Genomic DNA, 19,515 nt, shown 5'->3' with positions numbered 1-19,515 from the left:
CTACAACGCCAGGCCTTCGGCCTCGGCAAATTCCGTCAGCTTCTGCCGGATCGAGACGCTGCCGGCGGGCGCGTCCAGCAAAGGGCCGAGCATCGCTTCGGCCTTCTTGGCGTCGAGATCGATCACCATCGCCTTGACCGGGCCGAGCGCGGTGGCGGAGAGCGACAGCGAGCGATAGCCCATCGCGATCAGCGCGAGCGCGCCGATCGGCTTCGACGCCATCTCGCCGCAGAGCGACAGCGATTTCTTCGCCTCTTGCGACTTGCGCGCAATGTCGCGCAGCGCGCGCAGGATCGGCGCCGACATGGTGTCGAAGCGCTCGGAGACCTTTGCGTTGCCGCGGTCGACCGCGAACAGGAACTGGAACAGATCGTTGGAGCCGACTGAGATGAAGTCGACCTTCTTGAGGAGCTCGTCGAGCTGATAGAGCAGCGCCGGTACCTCGACCATGGTGCCGATGTCGATTCTTTCAGGCAGCGTGTGGCCGTGCTGGCGCAGATAGGTCAGCTCGCGTTCGACCAGCGCCTTCGCCGAATCGAATTCACCGACCTCCGAGATCATCGGGAACATGATGCGCAGCGCGCGTCCGCCGCCGGCGCGCAGCAGCGCGCGGATCTGGCCGCGCAACAGGCCGGGACGGTCGAGCCCGAGACGGATCGCGCGCCATCCGAGCGCTGGATTCTCCTCGATCACCGCTTCCATATAAGGCAGCGCCTTGTCGCCGCCGATGTCGAGGGTGCGGAAGGTGACGGGCTTGGTGCCGGCGGCATCCAGTACGGTGCGATAGAGCGCGAGCTGGTCGCTGGTGCGCGGCAGGCTCTGGCCGACCATGAATTGCAGCTCGGTGCGGAACAGGCCGATGCCGGCGCTGCCGGTGTCTTCGATATGCGGCAGGTCGATCGCGAGACCCGCATTGATCATCAGCTCGACCTTCTGGCCATCTTTGGTGACGCAGGGCAGGTCGCGCAACGCCAGATACTGGGCCTGGCGGCGGGCGCGGAAGCGCACGCGCTCCGCGAAGGCCGCCTCGACCTCCTGCGATGGGCGCACATAGATCATGCCGGAGGTGCCGTCGACGATGACGGCGTCGCCGGGATCGGCGATACCGGGCGCGTTCGGGACTTCGCCGACCGCGGGAATGCCGAGCGCGCGCGCCACGATCGAAACGTGGGAATTGGCGGTGCCTTCCTCCAATATGATGCCGCGCAGGCGCTTGCGGTCGTAGTCGAGCAGCGCCGCCGGGCCCATCGCGCGCGCGATGACGATGGCATTGTCGGGCAATTGTTCGCGTGACGGCGCGTGATCCTGGCCGACCAGCTGCCGCATCAGGCGATAGCCGAGATCCTCGAGATCATGCAGCCGGTCGCGCAAATAGGGATCGGTCGAGCGCAGCATGCGCGCGCGGGTGTCGGATTGCACACGCTCGACGGCGGCTTCCGCCGTGAGGCCGGTGGCGACCGCCTCGTGCAGCTTGTGCGACCAGCCCTGGTCGTTGGCGAACATGCGGTAGGCTTCCAGCACCTCGCGATGCTCGCCGCCTTCCGCCACGTCGCCGCGCTCCAGCATGCGGTCGAGATCGGCCCGTAGCTTGGCGAGCGCGGTGTCGAGCCGCTTGATCTCCTTCGGCAGGTCCTCGGCGATGTAGTCCTTGATGACGACGCGCGGCTCGTGCAGCACGACATGGCCGAGTGCGATGCCTTCCGACAGGATGGCGCCGACCTTCTGCGCCGAATGACGCGCCGCGGGCTCATGGCCCGGCTGGGCCAGCGCAGACAGCTCGCCGGAGGCGATCAGCTCCGCCAGCACCATCGCGGTGGTCTGAAGCGCCTCGAGCTCCTCCTCGACATAGTTGCGCTTGGCGCGGTTCTGCACCACCAGCACCCCGAGCGTGTTGCCGGCCCGCAGGATCGGCACGCCGAGAAAGGAGTGGTAGATCTCTTCGCCGGTCTCCGGGCGGAACGAGAAGGCCGGATGGCTCTGCGCGTCGCTCAAATTGAGAGGCGTTGCCTCGCTGGCGACCAGACCGACAAGGCCCTCATGGGCGCTGAGCACGGTGTGGTGCACTGCCTCGCGATTGAGGCCTTCGGTCGCATAGAGCTCGAGTGTGTTGTCGACGCGCAGCACATAGACCGAGCACACCTCGGCCACCATGTTGGCCGCGATCAGCACCACGATCTTGTCGAGCCGCTCCTGGGCCGAGACCTGCTCCGCCATGGTTTCGCGGAGCCGTCTCAACAAGACGCGGGGACCTCCCGACGCGCTCCGCATGAACCGTCAATCTCCTCCGTCTGCCGGGGCCGAAAGGACCCGCGGCGGCTCGCCCAGAAATCCAGAAAAACAACAAATTTGCTCGTCCGGCGCCAGCCCCGGCGGTTGCCTGGGCCGAATCAGCACCGCCTCAACTGGGGCACAGTTTCCGGCAGCCCACCCTCTTCGCCGTATAGCGAATTGGGGCTTGTTTTGCCAAGCAAAACGCCTGCCAAACGCGAAAGTGTGGAGACCTCAGCGTTTGCTGCGACCGCTAAGAGAAAATTAGCCTAAGCTTGGTCGAGACCGTAGAGCGTATGCAGGGTGCGCACCGCAAGCTCGGTATAGGCGGTGTCGATCAGGACCGAGAATTTGATCTCGGAGGTTGTAATGGCCCGGATGTTGATATTCCGTCCTGCAAGGGCCGAGAACGCCTGGGCGGCAACGCCGGCATGGCTGCGCATGCCGCTGCCGATCACCGAGATCTTGGCGACGTCGGTCGCGGTGTCGAGCCGGGCATAATTGATCTGGCCCTTGGCCGCGGTGATCGTCTCCTTGGCCCTGGTGTAGTCGGCGGCCGGCACCGTGAAGGTGAGGTCGGTGGTCTTGCCGTCCTCGGAGACGTTCTGCACGATCATGTCGACGTTGATGTTGGCATCCGCGAGCGGGCCGAAGATCGACGCCGCCACGCCGGGCTTGTCCTCGATCTGGCGTACCGAGATCTGGGCCTCGTCCTTCGAAAAGGCGATGCCGGTGACGACGTGGCTTTCCATGATCTCCTCCTCGCTGCAGATCAGCGTGCCGGGCGGCTGGTTGGCATGCGGGTCGATATCCTCGGGCTTGTCGAAGCTCGAGCGGACGAAAATCGGCATGTTGTGGACCATGCCGAGTTCCACTGAGCGGACCTGGAGCACCTTGGCGCCCTGGGAGGCCAGCTCCAGCATGTCTTCGAACGCGATCTTGTCGAGCCGGCGCGCTTTCGGCACGATTCGCGGATCGGTTGTGTAGACACCGTCGACATCGGTGTAGATGTCGCAGCGGTCCGCCTTGACGGCGGCGGCGATCGCCACGGCCGAGGTGTCGGAGCCGCCGCGGCCGAGCGTGGTGATGCGGTTGGTCTCGGGGTTGATGCCCTGGAAGCCGGCGATCACGGCGACTTCCTTGCGCTCCCTGAAGCGCTTGATGATCTCGCCGCCGTCGATACCCTCGATCCGGGCCGAGGCATGGGCGTCGCTGGTCGTGATCGGGATCTGCCAGCCCTGCCAGGAGCGGGCCTGGATACCCATGCCCTGAAGCACGATGGCCAGCAGGCCGGACGTCACCTGTTCGCCCGATGCGACCACGGCGTCGTATTCGCGCGCGTCGTGCATCGGCGAAGCCTCGGTGCACCAGGCCACCAGCTCGTTGGTTTTACCGGACATCGCTGAGACGACCACGGCCACTTCATGGCCGGCGTCGACCTCACGCTTCACATGGCGTGCGACGTTGCGGATACGTTCGATGTTGGCGACGGATGTGCCGCCGAATTTCATCACGAGGCGGCTCATGACGACGCGTGCATTCCCTCATAAGGATAAGTATGGTGACCCGCGCTGGACGGGTGCCTGCGATACCGACCGCGCGTATACAGAGGGGCGGGGCCGGGGGCAAGCGGGTTCCTGCCCGGGCCAATCCGGGCAATGGGTTAATCGAGGTCATGGCGCGTTATATCGACGAGATCCTGCAACCGGGCGAGCGGGTGCTGTATTCGACCAATGCGCACTGGATCTTCTATTTGCCGGCGATCCTGGCCTGGATCGTGGCGCTGGCCCTGTTCGTCCTGTCCCGGCAAACGATCGTCGAGGGGCTCGTGCTGCTCTGTCTGGTCGCGGCCGGCCTGGTGGCTCTGGCGGCGCTGTACTGGACCGTGAAGGGCTGGTTCCATCGCTTTACGACCGAGACCGACGTCACCAATTTGCGGATCGTGCACAAGACCGGCTTCATCAAGCGCCGCACCTTCGAGATGGCGCTGGACAAGGTCGAGAGCGTCGATGTGAATCAGACCATTCTTGGACGCATTCTCAACTACGGCGACGTGACCATCAATGGCGTGGGGGAAGGTCGCGAAACCATCCGGACCATCGCCTCGCCGCTCGCCTTCCGCAGTTCGATCACCACGCGGTAGGACCGCGCGTAACAATGAGCATGCAGCAAAATACTTCCGCTACCGCAAGCCCGCAGCCGGGCTCGACCGTCGACGCCGCCGAGATCGCGAAATTCTCAAAACTTTCAGCCGAGTGGTGGGACCCCAACGGCAAGATGGCGCCGCTGCACCGGATCAACCCGCTGCGGCTCGGCTACATCCGCGATGCCGCCTGCCGCAAGTTCGAGCGCAATTTGCGCAGCCTCAACTGCCTCGGCGGTCTGCGCGTGCTCGACATCGGCTGCGGCGCCGGCCTGCTCTGCGAGCCGCTGTCGCGCTTGGGTGCGCAGGTCATCGGCGTCGATCCGTCGGTCAGCAACATCGCGGCCGCAAAGCTGCATGCCGACAAGGCGCATCTCGCGATCGACTATCGCTGCACCACGGTTGAGGAGATCGACCCGCGCGAGCGCTTCGACATCGTGCTGGCGATGGAGGTGGTCGAGCACGTCGTCGACGTCGGCGTTTTCCTGAAGCGCTGCGCGGCGATGCTGAAGCCGAACGGCCTGATGGTGGTCTCGACGCTGAACAGGAACTGGAAGAGTTTTGCGCTCGCCATCGTCGGTGCCGAATATGTCCTGCGCTGGCTGCCGCGCGGTACCCACGAGTGGAACAAGTTCGTCACCCCCGACGAACTGACGAAGTACCTGCTCGACAACCGCTTGGTCATCACCGAGCAGACCGGCGTGGTCTACTCACCCTTCGCCGACAAATGGACCCTCTCGTCAGACATGGACGTGAACTACATGGTGGTGGCGGAAGGCATGGTGTGAGGCCGGGCTGCATCCAAACATTCGTCGTCCTGGCGAAAGCCAGGACCCATTACCCCAGGGTCTAGTTAGGCGAAGGCTGATAACCACGAATCTTCGCCAAATCACTCCCTGGGGTAATGGGTCCTGGATCTGCGCTTCGCTTGTCCAGGACGACGATTGAGTTTGTGGCGAAAGCATCGCTCCTATGACGTGGGCGTGATTGACCTGCTTGAGTCCCGGCGGCACTTTGGCCGCAATCATTGGTCCTCCCACCCATTTTCCCATGTTCACCATCGCCAGCCTCTGGATTCCCTTCACAGTCATTGCCGCGCTTGGCCAGGTCGCGCGCAATGCGATGCAGCGGTCGCTGACGAAGCCGCTGGGGACCTGGGGGGCGACCAATATCCGCTTCCTGTTCGGCTTCCCGTTCTCGCTCCTGTTCCTGGCAGTGGTGCTGGTCGCCACCGGCGATCATCTCGGCATGCCGCCTGGTGTGTTCTGGCCGTGGCTCCTGCTCGGCGCGCTGAGCCAGATCGTCGCGACCGGCCTGATGCTGCTCGCCATGAACGACCGCTCCTTCGTGGTGACGACGGCCTATTTGAAAACCGAAGCCATTCAGACTGCCATCTTCGGCTTCGTCTTCCTCGGCGATCATCTGACATGGCTCAAGGTACTTGCAATCGTGATCGCGACAATCGGCGTCGTCATCACCGCGTTGCGGCCCGGTGGCGAGAAGAGCTTTGCCGAACTGAAACCGACGATCACCGGCCTCGTCGCGGCCGCGTCCTTCGCGCTCTCTGCGGTCGGCTTCCGCGGCGCCATCATCAACGTGCCGGATGTCTCCTTCGTGACGGCGGCATCGTTCACGCTGGTGCTCGGCCTGTTCGTGCAGACGCTGATCCTGACGATCTATCTGCTTTGGCGCGCGCCGAAGGTGCTTCAGGCGATCCTGGGGCTTTGGAAACCATCGCTGCTCGCCGGCTTCATGGGCGCCTTCGCCTCGCAGTTCTGGTTCCTGGCGTTCGCGCTGACGGCCGCCGCCAATGTCCGCACCCTCGCTCTGATCGAGGTGCTGTTCGCGCAAGGTGTGGCGTACTACTCGTTCAAGCAGCCGATCGCGCCGCGCGAGGTTGTCGGCATCGCGCTGATCGTGATCGGCGTGGCGGTGCTGGTGGGAGTCTAATTCCGATCTTCCGGCAGCGTCGGCAGCGGAGACACCTCGATGCCTTCGTCGATCAGCGACTTGGCCTCGTCGGGCGAGGCTTCGCCGTAGATCGGACGGTGCTCCTTGTCGCCGTAATGCATCGCGCGGGCTTCATTGGCGAATCGCTCACCGACATTGTCGGCGTTCTTCACGATGTGGTCACGCAGCTCTTTGAGCTTGGTGCGCAGCTCGCGCTCCTGCGCCAGCAACAGCGAGGTCGGTGCGGATTGCGCAGCCTCGGGCGCGGTCGTCGTGGCGGTGGGCTCAGGCGGTGGCGTGGCGCGTCCGCGGCCCTTCTTGCCAACGATGCGCGGCGCCATGATCGCCTTGTCGACCTTGGCCGAGCCGCAGATCGGACAGGTCACGAGCTTGCGCTTCACCTGAGAATCGTACGCGGCCGAGCTCTGGAACCAACTCTCGAAGTCGTGGCTCCGGTCGCAGCGGAGCGCGTAGCGGATCATGCCGATCCCCGCACCAGGTGCAGGTGGTCCGGCCCCGCCTTGGGGTCGGCGACGCCGAAGCGGCGACCGTGCTGGAGCGAGGGGATCGCGCGGCGCGCGGTCTCGACCTTGGCCGGATCGATTTTCGCCATGATGATCCCGGGCTCGACATCGCCTTCGGCGAGGATCTCGCCCCAGGGATCGATGATCAGCGAATGGCCATAGGTCTCGCGCTTGTTCTCGTGCAGGCCTGCCTGCGCCGCGGCGAAGATGAAGCAACCGGTCTCGATCGCGCGCGCACGCAACAATACGTGCCAATGCGCCTCGCCGGTCTTGCGGGTGAAGGCCGAGGGTACCGTGATGAAGTACGCGCCGCTTTCGGCCAGCGCGCGGTAGAGCGCGGGGAAGCGGACATCGTAGCAGATCGTCAGCCCGACGCGGCCCCAGGGCAGGTCGGAGATCACGGCCGTCTCGCCCGGCTGGTAATTGGCGGATTCGCGATAGCTCTCGCCGTCCGGCAGCTCGATATCGAACATGTGGATCTTGTCGTAGCTCGCGAGCACATTGCCCTCGGGCCCGATCAGGAACGAGCGGTTGACCGCTTTCTCGTCGGAAAAGCGCAGCGCCAGCGAGCCGACATGGATGTGGATCTTCAGTTCGGCAGCGAGCGCCCGGTACGCCCTCAGCGAGTTATCGTCATCCTGGCTCTGGAGGTGCTCGAACAGGGCCTTGCGGTTGAGCTGCATCATGTTGCTGACTTCGGGCGTCTGCACGTAGTCGGCGCCATTGGCTGCAGCCTGGCGGATCAGCCTGGTGGCCTGCTCGAGGCTCGGCTCGGGCATCAGGCCGGTGCGCATCTGCACCATCGCCGCCGTGAACGTCCTGTTGTCGCTCATGACTCCGCCTTGACGCTTTCGAGCATGCCGTCGAGCTTGCCTTCGCGATCGAGTGCGTAGAGCTCGTCGCAGCCGCCGACATGGGTTCCGCCGATCCAGATCTGCGGGAAGGTGGAGCCCTCGCCGGAGCGATCGTACATCTCCTGGCGCCAGGACGGGTTCTTGGCGATATCGAACTCCGTGAAGGTCGCCTTCTTGCGGGTCAGCAGCGACTTGGCGGCGGAACAATAGCCGCAGCCCGGCCTCGTGTAGATCTCGACAGCAGCGGTCATTTGGTCTGGCGCTCTCATGTCATGAATTCATTGAATTATATGGGACTTCACCGGCTCTCGACAACCCGGGCAAACACCAGCACGTCCACTTGCGCTGCCTTGGCCCGGAGCAGGGCCCGTGCACAGGCATCAAGCGTCGCACCCGAGGTCAGGACGTCGTCGACGAGGACAATGCTCCGACCCTGGACGTCCGCCTGACGGTCGGGGGATACCTGGAATGCGCCCTGCACATTGGTGGCGCGCTGGGCCCGTGACAGGCCGATCTGCTGCTCGGTCGCGCGTACCCTGCGCAGCACCTGAGCCCTCGCTTTCACCCCGCTCTGCCGCTCGATGATCCCCGCCAGCGCCCCGGACTGGTTGTAACGGCGGCGCCAGGCCCTTCGCCAATGCAGGGGAACGGGCACCAGCATGTCGGCCTCGGCGAGCAGTTCGCCGCCCGCGCGCGCCATCCAGCGGCCCATGGCGGGCGCCAAATCCGTGCGGTCCTGGTATTTCAGCGCATGCACCAGGGTGCGCGCGACGTCATCATAACGCACCGCGGCGCGCGCCCGCTGGTAGGCCGGCGGGCTCGCGATCGCCTCCATCGACAGCATGTCGGGGCCGGGATCGTACACAAAAGGAATGCCGAGCCGCGGGCAGTAGGGCCGTTCGATGAACGACAGCCGCGCCCAGCACGCCGCGCACACGCCCTCGCCGTCGACCGGCTCGCGGCAGGACACGCACAGCGTCGGCAGCGCGATGTCGAGCGCAAGCCGTGCCGCACGCGACAGCACGTGGCGGCCAGCCGTCCATGCGGCACGCAGGGGGGCGGCGATGGAACGAGAAGGGGCGTGAGCGGCTTCCATGGGACGAGGCTAGCGTTCTGTTTGGCGGCGCTCAAGCGGCTGGATCGGTCTCGTGCCCTGGACGCAGCGCAGCGCCACTTCGGCGGTGCGCTGCAGAGCCGGGGCCCATCTCGCCGCATCGTGCCATGTCGCCTTCTGGATCCCGGCTCTGCGGAGCGTCACTGCGTGCCGCAACCCGTCCGGGACATGGGAGAGGAGATTGCAATCATCAGCATGATCGGCGTAACCAGCGGCATGGCTCAAGACCCGCAAACCCCGCCTGCTTTGTTCGATCGTGCTTTGCTGCGCGCGCGACAGCGCCGCGCGCAGGCGCAAGGTGCCGTGAGTTTCCTGCTGGATCGGGCCGCCGAGGACATGTCCGACCGGCTGGCGGCGGTGATGCGGGAGTTTCACACCGCGGCCGATCTCTGGACGCCCGGCGAGGGTCTCGCGGTGCTGCGCGCGCGGCTGCCCTCGATCGAGCGCATTGAGCTCGATGCGTCGGGTGCGGAGAAGCTGCCCTTTGCGCCGGAAAGCCTCGATCTCGTGGTCTCGGCGCTGGCGCTGCAATTCGTCAATGATCTGCCGGGGGTGCTTGCGCAAATCCGTCGCGCGCTGAGGCCGGACGGCCTGCTGCTGGCGGCGATGATCGGCGGCGACAGCCTGACCGAGCTGCGCCAGGCTTTTGCCGCCGCCGAGGCCGAATGCGAGGGCGGTGTTTCGCCGCGTGTGGCGCCGTTTGCCGATTTGCGCGACATCGGCGCGCTGTTGCAGCGGGCGGGGTTTGCGTTGCCGGTCACCGATGTCGACCGCGTCGTGGTGCGCTACGCCAACGCGTTCGCGCTGATGCAGGATATCAGGCGTATGGGCGCCACCAATGTGCTGATCGAGCGGCGCCGCACGCCGAGCCGGCGATCGACGCTACTGCGGATGGCTGAAATCTACGCGGAACGCTATGCCGATGCCGACGGCCGCATCCGTGCGACATTCGACATCATCTGGCTCTCCGGCTGGGCCCCGCATGCGAGCCAGCAGCAGCCGCTCAAACCGGGATCGGCGAAGGCGAGCCTGGCGGAGGCGGTGAAGAAGGCGGGGAAGGATTAATCCTCATGGTGAGGAGGCGCGTCAGCGCCGTCTCGAACCATGCAGGCCCCGCTCTCATCCGCAGCCATCCTTCGAGACGACCGCTGCGCGGTCTCCTCAGGATGAGGTCCGAGCTCACATCAGCAGATCGATCAAATGCGGGATCAGCGGAATGTCCGCGGGCGGCATGGGATAGTCGCGCAGCTTGTTGGCGCGAACCCAGGCCAGGGTCTGGCCTTCGCGTGGCGTGACCTGTCCCTCCCAGCGCCGGCAGATGTAGAGCGGCATCAGGAGGTGAAAGGTCTCGTAGCCGTAGCTCGCGAACGTCAGCGGCGCCAGGCAGGGCTCGGCGACGGTGATGCCGAGCTCCTCGTGGAGTTCGCGGATCAGGCTCTGTTCCGGCCGCTCGCCGGGCTCACACTTGCCGCCGGGAAATTCCCAGAGGCCGGCCAACGTCTTGCCCTCGGGGCGCTGTGCGATCAGGACGCGCTTGTCGGTGTCGACCAGCGCGCAAGCCACCACGAGCGTCAGTTTGAGATCAGCCATGCCTGGAATTCCGCTCGCCTGAAGGATCATCCGCAACGGTTGGTTAACCCTGTTACGGCCCGTGTTTCCGAGGTCTCCATAAGTCATATTTAATCCACGGTTCCTAGAGTGGAAACGCTGAAACCATTTCGGGCCAGATCCATGCGCGCTGAGTGTCGTACCATCTTCCGTCGGTTCGTCCGCGACCGGCGCGGCAATGTCGCGGTGATCTTCGCAATCTGCTGCGTCCCCCTGATCACGTTCATCGGCACCGCGATCGACTACTCCCGCGCGACGCAGGTCCGGGCGAAGCTCCAGGGCGCGGCTGATGCGGCCAGCGTCGGTGCGCTCGCCAAGGCATCGCCGGGGTTTATCGCCGCGGGCTCGATGACCACGGACGGCACGATCACGGTCGGCGTCGACGACGCCCAGAAAATCTTCGATGCCAATCGCGCCAACCTGACCGGCTATACGCTCAACAGCGTCACCCCGACCGTCGTCAAGACCGGCTCGACCATCAACTCGACCGTCTCGTTCACCGCCACCATCAACACCATGTTTCTCGGCCTGATCGGCAAGACCACACTGACCATGAGCGGCACGTCGTCGTCGACGGCCAACATGCCGCTCTATGTCGACTTCTATCTCCTGCTGGACAATTCTCCGTCGATGGGCGTCGCAGCGACACCGACCGACATAACGAATTTGCAGGGAAAGACGGGTGGATGTGCATTCGCCTGTCACGACACCACCAAGGCCGCCGGCACAAGCAACTACGACATCGCCAAAGCAAATGGCATCACGACCCGAATTGACGTGGTGCGCCAGGCGAGCGCGAACTTGATGGACACAGCCCAGAGTACGCAGACCTATTCGAACCAGTTCAGAATGGCGATCTACGATTTCGGCGCTTCTTCAGCGACGATCGGATTGAGAAATCTGTTCGCGCTCTCTTCGAGCCTGAGCTCCGCCAAGACGGCGGCGGGAAACATCGACCTGATGGCGGTTGCCGGTCAGAATGACGTCTATACTATCGACAAAGATACTCCCTTCACCACTATTTTTCCCGCAATCAATACCGCAATCGCCTCGCCTGGAGCAGGTACGTCCGCCTCACCGCTGAAGTATCTGTTTTTTGTATCCGATGGGGTCGCTGACGAAGCCAACTCGGGCACGACGATGTGTAGTGTCTCTTCTTCTTCGTATCCTCTCGCATCATCGAACCGCTGTCAGTCGCCGATCAATCCGGCGCTCTGCACGACCATCAAGAACCGCGGGATCAAGATCGCGGTGCTGTACACGACATATCAACCGCCTACTGACGGCTGGTACAACACATGGATATCGCCCTTTAACGCCGGGCCGTGGGGGCCGTCTCCGAACAGCAAGATCGCGCAGAACATGCAGAGCTGCGCGTCGCCGGGATTCTATTTCGAGGTTAGCCCCACCCAGGGCATTTCGGACGCGATGAACGCGCTGTTCAAGAAGGCACTCGCGGATGCGCGGATCGCGGGGTGATTTTGATCACCCCGCCCGATTGCGGGTTAAGAGGACTCACCATGAGTCCGGCTACGACCTGTAATCCCCGTTGATCGCGACATACTCCTTGGTGAGGTCGCAGGTCAGCACGCGGTCGCGGCCCTTGCCGAGGCCGAGCGAGACCTTGATCGCGATCTCCGGCGCCTTCATCGCTTCCGACACCTGCGCCTCGTCATAGGACGGATCGCGCGCGCCGCTCCTGGCGACGCGGATACCGTTGAACGAGATCGAGAGCTTGTCACGGTCGGCCGGCTCGCCGGCCTTGCCGACCGCCATCACCACGCGGCCCCAATTGGCGTCCTCGCCGGCGATCGCGGTCTTCACCAGCGGCGAGTTCGCGATCGACATCGCGATCTTGCGCGCCGAGGCCTTGGTCTTGGCGCCCTCGACGGTGATCTCGACCAGCTTGCGCGCGCCTTCGCCGTCGCGGGCCACCTGCTCGGAAAGATTGGCGAGCACCTGGTTGAAGGCCTTGACGAAGGCTTTCAGGCGCGGGTCGCTGGCGCGGCTGATCTTCGGCGCGCCGTGTTCTGCGGCTGCGCCGGTGGCAAAGGCCAGCAGCGTATCCGAGGTCGAGGTGTCGCCGTCGATCGTGACCGCGTTGAACGTGTCCTCGACGCCGCTCTTGAGCAAAGCCTGCAGCGCGGCAGGCGCGATCGGTGCGTCGGTGAAGATGAAGGACAGCATCGTCGCCATGTCGGGGGCGATCATGCCGGCGCCCTTGGCCATGCCGTTGATCGTGACCTTGGCCTTACCGAGCTTCACGGTCGCGGTTGCGACCTTCGGGAAGGTGTCGGTGGTCATGATCGCCTTGGCGGCGGCGAGATAATCGCCGGCCTCGGCAGTTTCAGCGAGCCGACCAAGCACGCCGTCGAACTTGGTCGCATCCAGCGGCTCGCCGATCACGCCGGTCGAGGCCAGGAAGATTTCTCCCTCGGTGCAGCCGACGGCCTCGGCCGCGATCTTGGCGGTCAGCGCGGTGGAGCTGCGACCGGTCTTGCCGGTGAAGGCATTGGCGTTGCCGGAATTGACCACCAGCGCGCGCGCCTTCCCGCCCTTCAGCTTGGCGCGGCACCATTCCACCGGCGCGGAGGGGCATTTCGACTTGGTGAAGACGCCGGCGACCGCGGTGCCCTTGTCCATCACCGCCAGCAGCACGTCGGTGCGGTTCTTGTAGCGGATGCCGGCCTCGGCCGTCGCGAGACGGACGCCCGCGATCACGGGCATGTCGGGAACGTGTTTCGGGGCGAGGGGAGAGACGGAGGAGGACATCGCGGGCGCCTTGATGGGATCTGGATATGCAGATGCCCGGCGCGGGGGCCGGGCATCACAAAGGCTTAGATACTCTTCACGTCACCGAAGTGACAGCGAATTCTTACTTCTTCGCGGGCGGCGCCATCTTGCTGTCGGACGGCTTCGCATCGGCAGGCTTGGCATCGGCAGGCTTGGCCGCATCAGCCGGCTTGGCGTCCTTGTTGGCCGCGTCCGCCGGCTGGTCCAGTCGCTCGACCTTGGCTTCCGCGCGCAGCTTGGCGACGTAGTCGGCCTGGGCCTTGCGGGTGACATACTGCTCGATCTGCGCCTTGACCTGCTCGAAGTCCGGCGCCTTGCGGTTGCGCTTTTCCTCGACCTTGATGACGTGCCAGCCGAACTGCGACTTCACGGGGTCGGAGATCTTGCCCGGCTCCAGCGCAAAGGCGACCGCCGAGAATTCCGGCACCATCTGCTCCTTGGTGAAGAAGCCGAGGTCGCCGCCGTCGGCCGAGCCCGGATCCTTGGACTTCTTCTTGGCCAGTTCGGCGAAATCCGCGCCCTTGTCGAGCTCGGCCTTCACGGCTTTGGCCTCGTCCTCGGTCTCGACCAGGATGTGGCGGGCGTGCACTTCCTGCTCGCCGGTGATCTGCTTGGAGGCCTCCTCATAGACCTTCTTCATGGCATCCGGGGTGGTGGCGGCCTTGCCCTCGCCGGCGAGCAGGCTGTCCATCAGCAGGCGGTTGCGGGCGAACGCGAGCCGCTTCTTGAACTCCTCGCCGTCGGCGACCTTCTTGTCCTCGGCGGCCTTGCCGACGATCTTCATGTCGATCAGGAAGGACAGGACGTTCTCGTCCTTGGTCGCCGGGTCCATCTGGGCGAGGCTCGGCCCGAGTTCCTCCTCGGCCATGGCGACGTCGCTCTTCTTGATTTCCGCGCCATTGACCTTCGCCAGCACCGGATCGTCGGCAGCCCGGCCGGGACCCGCGATCAGCGCCAGCGCAAGGCAGCCCACGAGGGCGGTGGCGAGGCCGAAGCGCAGGCCGGTTTTGGTTACCGGGAACGAGGTGGTCATGGAAAATCCTTTTGTTGAAGCAGGGGGCTGCTCGAGCGGGGCGGACACTCGCCCAATTCAGGGGGCCTTGGCAACGCGAAAAGTCTGTCAAAATGATGAATTAGCCGCAATGCACCCGCCGTTGACAAGGCCCTGACCGGGCCATATCTCTGCCCGGTCGCGTCCATGCGATGGCGTTTATTTTGCTGCGTTTTTGGCCGTTGAACCCAGACTTGCCCAACTCCAACCCATATGGCGGATGGACCCCTCGCAGACGGGGCTCCGGCGCCCAGCAGGCGTCACGGTGAGTTGATGGGCAGGCGGGTGACAACCTCTTGGCTGCAACGCGAACGCGGTTGAATCGCGAACACAGGAACTAAGCATGATCGGCGCGCTCGCCCGCAAGTTTTTCGGCTCCGCCAACGACCGGCGGGTGAAGGGATATCAGTCCCGCGTCAACGCGATCAACGCGCTGGAGCCCGAGGTCTCGAAGCTCTCCGACGAGGCCCTCAAGGCCCGCACCGTCGAGTTCAGGAAGCAGCTCGCCGAGGGCAAGACCCTGGACGACCTGCTGGTCCCCGCTTTCGCCACGGTCCGTGAAGCCGCCAAGCGCACGCTCGGCCAGCGCCATTTCGATGTCCAGCTGATCGGCGGCATGGTGCTGCACGAGGGCGACATCGCCGAGATGAAGACCGGCGAAGGCAAGACCCTGGTCGCCACGCTCGCGGTCTACCTCAACGCGCTCGCCGGCAAGGGCGTCCACGTCGTCACCGTCAACGACTACCTCGCCCGCCGCGACTCCGGCTGGATGGGCCAGATCTACGGCTTCCTCGGCCTGACCACCGGCGTGATCGTGCACGGCCTCGACGATTCCGAGCGCAAGACGGCCTATGCCTGCGACATCACCTACGGTACCAACAACGAATACGGCTTCGACTATCTGCGCGACAACATGAAGTACCGGCTCGAGGACATGGTCCAGCGGCCGCACTTCTACGCGATCGTCGACGAAGTCGACTCCATCCTGATCGACGAAGCGCGCACGCCGCTGATCATCTCCGGCCCGCTCGACGACCGCTCCGACTTCTACAACACCATCGACGGCTTCCTGCCCAAGCTCGACAAGTCCGACTACGACGTCGACGAGAAGCAGCGCACGGTGACGCTGACCGAAGCCGGCATGGAGAAGATCGAGACGCTGCTGCGCGATGCCGGCCAGCTCAAGGGCGAGTCGCTCTACGACGTCGAGAACGTCTCCGTCGTGCACCACATCAACCAGGCGCTGCGCGCCCACACGCTGTTCACGCGCGACAAGGACTACATCGTCCGCGACGACGAGGTCATCATCATCGACGAGTTCACCGGTCGCATGATGCAGGGCCGCCGCTATTCCGAAGGCCTGCATCAGGCGCTGGAAGCCAAGGAGCACGTGCAGGTCCAGCCGGAAAACCAGACGCTGGCCTCGATCACCTTCCAGAACTATTTCCGGATGTACGAAAAGCTCGCCGGCATGACCGGTACGGCGCTGACCGAAGCCGACGAACTGTTCGACATCTACAAGCTCGAGGTCGTGGAGATCCCGACCAATTTGCCGGTCGCCCGTCTCGACGAGGACGACGAGGTCTATCGCACCCAGAACGAGAAATACGCCGCGATCCTGGCCGAGATCGAGCGCGCCAATGCGCGGCTGCAGCCGGTTCTGGTCGGCACCGCGTCGATCGAAAAGTCGGAAGTGATCGCCGAATATCTCAAGAAGCACGGCTATCGGCAGATCGATTTCGGCAACGAAAATTCGATGCAGAAGCTGTACGCCGCGGCCCGCGCCGGCAAACCGGCAAAGCTGTTCGCGGTGCTGAATGCGCGCTTCCACGAGCAGGAAGCCTACATCGTCGCGGAAGCCGGCGTACCCGGCGCGATCACGATCGCGACCAACATGGCCGGCCGCGGCACCGACATCAAGCTCGGCGGCTCGCTCGAAATGCGGATCCAGCAGGAGGCCGCTTCGATCGAGGACGAGGCCGAGAAGGCGAGGAAGATCGAACAGATCAAGGCCGACATCGAGCACTTCCGCGACATCGTGCTGAAGGCCGAGGAAGAGGTCGAGATCGAGCCGGCGAAGGGTTCGAAGCCCGCCAAGACCGTGAAGAAGCCCGGCGGCCTCTACATCATGGGCTCCGAACGCCACGAATCCCGCCGCATCGACAACCAGCTCCGCGGCCGTTCCGGCCGTCAGGGCGACCCCGGCCGCTCGAAATTCTTCCTGTCGCTGGAAGACGATCTGATGCGCATCTTCGGCTCGGATCGCCTCGACAGCATGCTGCAGCGTCTCGGCCTGCAGGAGGGCGAGGCCATCATCCATCCCTGGATCAACAAGGCGCTCGAGAAGGCGCAGCAGAAGGTCGAGGCGCGCAACTTCGACATCCGCAAGAATTTGCTCAAGTTCGATAACGTCCAGAACGACCAGCGCAAGGTGATCTTCGACCAGCGCGTCGACCTGATGAAGGACGACAGCGTCGCCGAGACCGTCGCCGACATGCGCCACGCCTTCATCGACGACCTCGTCGCCAAGCACGTGCCCGAGCACGCCTATGCCGAGCAGTGGGACGTCGCGGGCCTGAAGGAAGAGCTCAAGCGCGTGCTCGATCTCGACCTGCCGGTCGAGGACTGGGCCAAGGAAGAGGGCATCGCCGACGAGGAGCTGCTCACGCGCATCGAGACCCGCGCCGACGAGCACATGGCCGCAAAGGTCGCGCAATGGGGTCCCGACGTGATGCGTTACGTCGAGAAGACCATTCTGCTGCAGACGCTCGACCATCTCTGGCGCGAGCATCTGATCATGCTCGACCATCTGCGCCAGGTCATCGGCCTGCGCGGCTACGGCCAGCGCGATCCGTTGCAGGAGTACAAGACCGAGGCGTTCAACCTCTTCCAGGAGATGAGCGCGCATCTGCGCGAGGCCGTCACGGCGCAGCTGATGCGGGTCGAGATCGTGCCGCCGGAGCAGGAAGCCCCGGTGCTGCCGCCGATGGAAGCGCATAAGTTCGACCCGAACACCGGCGAGGACGAAATGGCGCTCGCCAGCGTCACGCTCGGAGCACAGGCCACCGACGCCGCGTTGCGCGATCCCAAGAACCCGGCAAGCTGGGGCAAGATCGGCCGCAACGAGGATTGCCCGTGCGGCTCAGGCAAGAAGTACAAGCACTGCCACGGGCGGTACGCGTAAGGTTTGAATGTGAGGCGCCGACGTCGGCGCCGCACTCCACTGTCGTCGCCCGGTTTAGCCGGGCGACCCAGTACGCCGCGGCTTCTCGGTTCAAATCACATCAGTCTCTGGAATACTGGATCGCCCGATTAAATCGGGCGATGACAGCGACTATGTGGCACGCAGCTCCATCTCCATCGCCGGGATGACCGTGTTGAGGGAGCGCGCTAAACGCACCCCTCAATTCGAGCTGTCGATCAAGCTCTCCAGCAGCCGCTTCAATTCGCTCGTCGATTTGTCGCCGTAGCTCTCCAGGATGTGCTCCTCCTGGTCGACCGCGAGCGAGTTGAGCTTCTTGCTCAGCACCTTGCCGCGATCGGAGATGAACATCAGGACCTTGCGGCGGTCGTTCGGGTCCTGCACGCGGTAGACCAGCGTGTCCGAGACCATGCGGTCGATCATCTTGGTCAGCGTCGGATGATTGAGCAGCACGGCATCCGCCAGCTCGCCCATCGAATGGCCGTTGCCATCCGACAGCACTTTCAGGATGCGCCACTGCTCGACGGGCACGCCTTCCTTGCTCAACCGCAGTTCCAGCTGCCGGTTGATCTCCCGGTTGGCTTGCGCGAGCAGGTAGGCGAGGTGTTCGGTGATCGGGGTGTTCGGTTTTGCCACGGCTAAGACTTTGTCTTGACCCAAATGAGTGAATGTCTTGCAATCGATGCTGCATCTATATGCACTTCAATTCTTGAATATTCAATATTTTCAAAATAGGATATTGCTCAACAAAAGGGCGGGTGCCGCGGCCGCCTGCTGAATGAGCTTTCAAGTCTGGTATCAGACAGGAGTTGGCGTGCGCCCGACGGTAAACTTCCCGGCTCACGGCGGTCCGGCGTTACCGCCGTCCCTGCTGTTCAGGAATCTGTCGCCCGCGGCAGCGGATTTCGACCGGTCGCCGGTTGACGCGCATTTCATGAAGCGCCGCGGCGCACACAACAAGCTCCGCATCGGCGGCTTCATCTGCTGCACCGGCTCGCCCGGCGTTTGGGGCCCGTGCGCGACAAGCAGCGCGCAGCTCGCGGTCGCCGAGATCAACAAGCGCGGTGGCATCCTCGGGCGCGAGATCGAGCTTTCGATCTACGACGCCGGCGGTCCGCTCGACGAGATTCTGAGCCGCGCCGAGCAGGCGATCGCGTCCGATGAGATCGATCTCATCGTCGGCTTGCACACCAGCGCGGTGCGCGTGGCACTGCGCAAGGTCACCACCCGCCACCGCATTCCCTACATCTACACACCCGTTTACGAAGGCGGCGAGCAGACGCCGGGTGTCATGGCGATCGGCGAAACGCCGCGCTGGCAGAGCCGCCCCTCCATTCACTGGCTCGCCGACGTCAAGAAGGCCGCGCGCTGGTACCTGATCGGCAGCGATTATGTCTGGCCCTGGCAGTCGCACCGCGCGGTGAAGCGCTACATCAAGGAGGCCGGCGGCCATGTCGTCGGCGAAGAGTTCGTTCCCCTCGGCGAAGACAACCACGAGCCGCATCTGGAGCGCATCCGTGCCGCGAGGCCGGACGTCGTCCTGATCTCGTTGATCGGCACCGACAGCATCACGTTCAATCGCGCGTTCGGCGAATGCGGCCTTGGTGCCACGACGCTGCGCCTGGCCGGGGCGATGGACGAGACCGTGCTGCTCGGAATCGGCGCCGACAACAGCGAGAACCTGTTCTGCGCCTCCGGCTATTTCCCCGGCATCGGATCGCAGGCCAATGACGACTTCCAGAGCCGCTATCGCGCGATGTTCGGACCGAACGGGCCCCCGATCGGGTCGCTCGGTCAATCCAGCTATGAGGGACTGTGCTTCCTCGAAGCTGTGGCGAACAAGGCGGGCACGTTGGCGATGGGACCGATGCTCGCGGCCGGCCGCAACATCGTCTATGGCGGCGCGCGCGGCCCCGTCACCGTCAGGAACGGTCATACCCGGATGCAGATGTATCTCGCCGGGGCGGATGGCCTCGATTTCAAGCTGATCAAACCGATCTGATGCCGG

The 19,515-nt window shown here is 64.3% G+C and carries 17 protein-coding genes; 7 read left to right on the top strand and 10 right to left on the bottom strand.

Going from position 1 to position 19,515, the window contains the following annotated elements; translation table 11 throughout:
• Together ptsP and AC0L3C_RS20585 are read right to left on the bottom strand one after the other, a co-directional pair.
• Positions 1 to 2,268: a phosphoenolpyruvate--protein phosphotransferase gene (ptsP, locus tag AC0L3C_RS20590; RefSeq protein WP_473279747.1), complete on the bottom strand. Its 2,268-nt coding sequence runs from the start codon at positions 2,266 to 2,268 to the stop codon at positions 1 to 3.
• 269 nt (positions 2,269 to 2,537) lie between these two features.
• On the bottom strand, positions 2,538 to 3,794 hold the full coding sequence (locus AC0L3C_RS20585; protein WP_473264233.1) for an aspartate kinase: 1,257 nt from the start codon (positions 3,792 to 3,794) through the stop codon (positions 2,538 to 2,540).
• Positions 3,795 to 3,943: 149 nt separating this feature from the next.
• Between AC0L3C_RS20585 and AC0L3C_RS20580 the strand changes: the two genes are divergently transcribed.
• The 3 genes from AC0L3C_RS20580 (at position 3,944) to AC0L3C_RS20570 (ending at position 6,361) form a co-directional block, all read left to right on the top strand.
• On the top strand, positions 3,944 to 4,411 hold the full coding sequence (locus AC0L3C_RS20580; protein WP_035973495.1) for a PH domain-containing protein: 468 nt from the start codon (positions 3,944 to 3,946) through the stop codon (positions 4,409 to 4,411).
• Positions 4,412 to 4,425: 14 nt separating this feature from the next.
• The gene (gene ubiG, locus AC0L3C_RS20575) at positions 4,426 to 5,199 is read left to right on the top strand and encodes a bifunctional 2-polyprenyl-6-hydroxyphenol methylase/3-demethylubiquinol 3-O-methyltransferase UbiG (RefSeq protein ID WP_007599179.1); all 774 of its coding nucleotides are present in this window, start codon (positions 4,426 to 4,428) and stop codon (positions 5,197 to 5,199) included.
• A 262-nt stretch (positions 5,200 to 5,461) separates the two neighbouring features.
• Positions 5,462 to 6,361 (top strand): EamA family transporter, encoded by a 900-nt coding sequence (locus AC0L3C_RS20570; protein WP_473408831.1) that lies wholly within the window; start codon positions 5,462 to 5,464, stop codon positions 6,359 to 6,361.
• Here AC0L3C_RS20570 and AC0L3C_RS20565 read toward each other — a convergent pair.
• From AC0L3C_RS20565 to AC0L3C_RS20550, 4 genes are read right to left on the bottom strand one after another with little or no spacing between them, the layout of a single operon-like run.
• A complete protein-coding gene (locus AC0L3C_RS20565; protein ID WP_473279740.1) occupies positions 6,358 to 6,843 on the bottom strand; it encodes a DUF1178 family protein in 486 nt (161 codons plus the stop codon). The two genes, AC0L3C_RS20570 and AC0L3C_RS20565, sit on opposite strands and share 4 nt — an antisense overlap.
• Positions 6,840 to 7,718 carry a carbon-nitrogen hydrolase family protein gene (locus AC0L3C_RS20560; RefSeq protein ID WP_106941552.1) on the bottom strand — a complete coding sequence of 293 codons (879 nt, stop codon included), beginning with the start codon at positions 7,716 to 7,718 and terminating at the stop codon, positions 6,840 to 6,842. Before AC0L3C_RS20560 ends, AC0L3C_RS20565 begins: the two co-directional genes overlap by 4 nt.
• The gene (gene grxC / locus AC0L3C_RS20555) at positions 7,715 to 7,990 is read right to left on the bottom strand and encodes a glutaredoxin 3 (protein ID WP_007604552.1); all 276 of its coding nucleotides are present in this window, start codon (positions 7,988 to 7,990) and stop codon (positions 7,715 to 7,717) included. Before grxC ends, AC0L3C_RS20560 begins: the two co-directional genes overlap by 4 nt.
• A 47-nt stretch (positions 7,991 to 8,037) precedes the next feature.
• Positions 8,038 to 8,835, bottom strand: coding sequence for a ComF family protein (locus AC0L3C_RS20550; RefSeq protein ID WP_473408830.1), 798 nt, complete (start codon positions 8,833 to 8,835; stop codon positions 8,038 to 8,040).
• 213 nt (positions 8,836 to 9,048) lie between these two features.
• On the opposite strand from AC0L3C_RS20550, the gene AC0L3C_RS20545 reads away from it, so the two are divergent.
• Positions 9,049 to 9,918, top strand: a complete 870-nt coding sequence (locus tag AC0L3C_RS20545; protein WP_473279881.1) for a methyltransferase domain-containing protein — start codon at positions 9,049 to 9,051, stop codon at positions 9,916 to 9,918.
• Between the two features lie 114 nt (positions 9,919 to 10,032).
• On the opposite strand, the gene AC0L3C_RS20540 is transcribed toward AC0L3C_RS20545, so the two are convergent.
• Complete coding sequence (locus AC0L3C_RS20540; protein WP_473264238.1) at positions 10,033 to 10,443, bottom strand: (deoxy)nucleoside triphosphate pyrophosphohydrolase; 411 nt, start codon at positions 10,441 to 10,443, stop codon at positions 10,033 to 10,035.
• 141 nt (positions 10,444 to 10,584) lie between these two features.
• On the opposite strand from AC0L3C_RS20540, the gene AC0L3C_RS20535 reads away from it, so the two are divergent.
• Positions 10,585 to 11,940, top strand: a complete 1,356-nt coding sequence (locus tag AC0L3C_RS20535) for a TadE/TadG family type IV pilus assembly protein (RefSeq protein ID WP_473264239.1) — start codon at positions 10,585 to 10,587, stop codon at positions 11,938 to 11,940.
• A gap of 51 nt (positions 11,941 to 11,991) precedes the next feature.
• Here AC0L3C_RS20535 and argJ read toward each other — a convergent pair whose 3' ends face one another.
• Positions 11,992 to 13,233, bottom strand: a complete 1,242-nt coding sequence (argJ, locus tag AC0L3C_RS20530; protein WP_473408829.1) for a bifunctional glutamate N-acetyltransferase/amino-acid acetyltransferase ArgJ — start codon at positions 13,231 to 13,233, stop codon at positions 11,992 to 11,994.
• A 103-nt stretch (positions 13,234 to 13,336) separates the two neighbouring features.
• Positions 13,337 to 14,287, bottom strand: coding sequence for a peptidylprolyl isomerase (locus tag AC0L3C_RS20525; protein WP_473279734.1), 951 nt, complete (start codon positions 14,285 to 14,287; stop codon positions 13,337 to 13,339).
• Between the two features lie 361 nt (positions 14,288 to 14,648).
• Between AC0L3C_RS20525 and secA the strand changes: the two genes are divergently transcribed.
• Positions 14,649 to 17,489, top strand: coding sequence for a preprotein translocase subunit SecA (secA, locus tag AC0L3C_RS20520; RefSeq protein ID WP_473279732.1), 2,841 nt, complete (start codon positions 14,649 to 14,651; stop codon positions 17,487 to 17,489).
• 219 nt (positions 17,490 to 17,708) lie between these two features.
• Here secA and AC0L3C_RS20515 read toward each other — a convergent pair whose 3' ends face one another.
• Positions 17,709 to 18,143: a MarR family winged helix-turn-helix transcriptional regulator gene (locus AC0L3C_RS20515; RefSeq protein ID WP_007599198.1), complete on the bottom strand. Its 435-nt coding sequence runs from the start codon at positions 18,141 to 18,143 to the stop codon at positions 17,709 to 17,711.
• Between the two features lie 178 nt (positions 18,144 to 18,321).
• On the opposite strand from AC0L3C_RS20515, the gene AC0L3C_RS20510 reads away from it, so the two are divergent.
• Complete coding sequence (locus AC0L3C_RS20510; RefSeq protein WP_473264243.1) at positions 18,322 to 19,509, top strand: substrate-binding domain-containing protein; 1,188 nt, start codon at positions 18,322 to 18,324, stop codon at positions 19,507 to 19,509.
• Positions 19,510 to 19,515: the final 6 nt, after the last annotated feature.

The sequence above is a fragment of the Bradyrhizobium sp. WSM4872 genome (assembly GCF_055811715.1).
The sequence above is the reverse complement of the archived record's forward strand: the minus strand, read 5'-3'. Positions and strand labels throughout refer to the sequence as shown.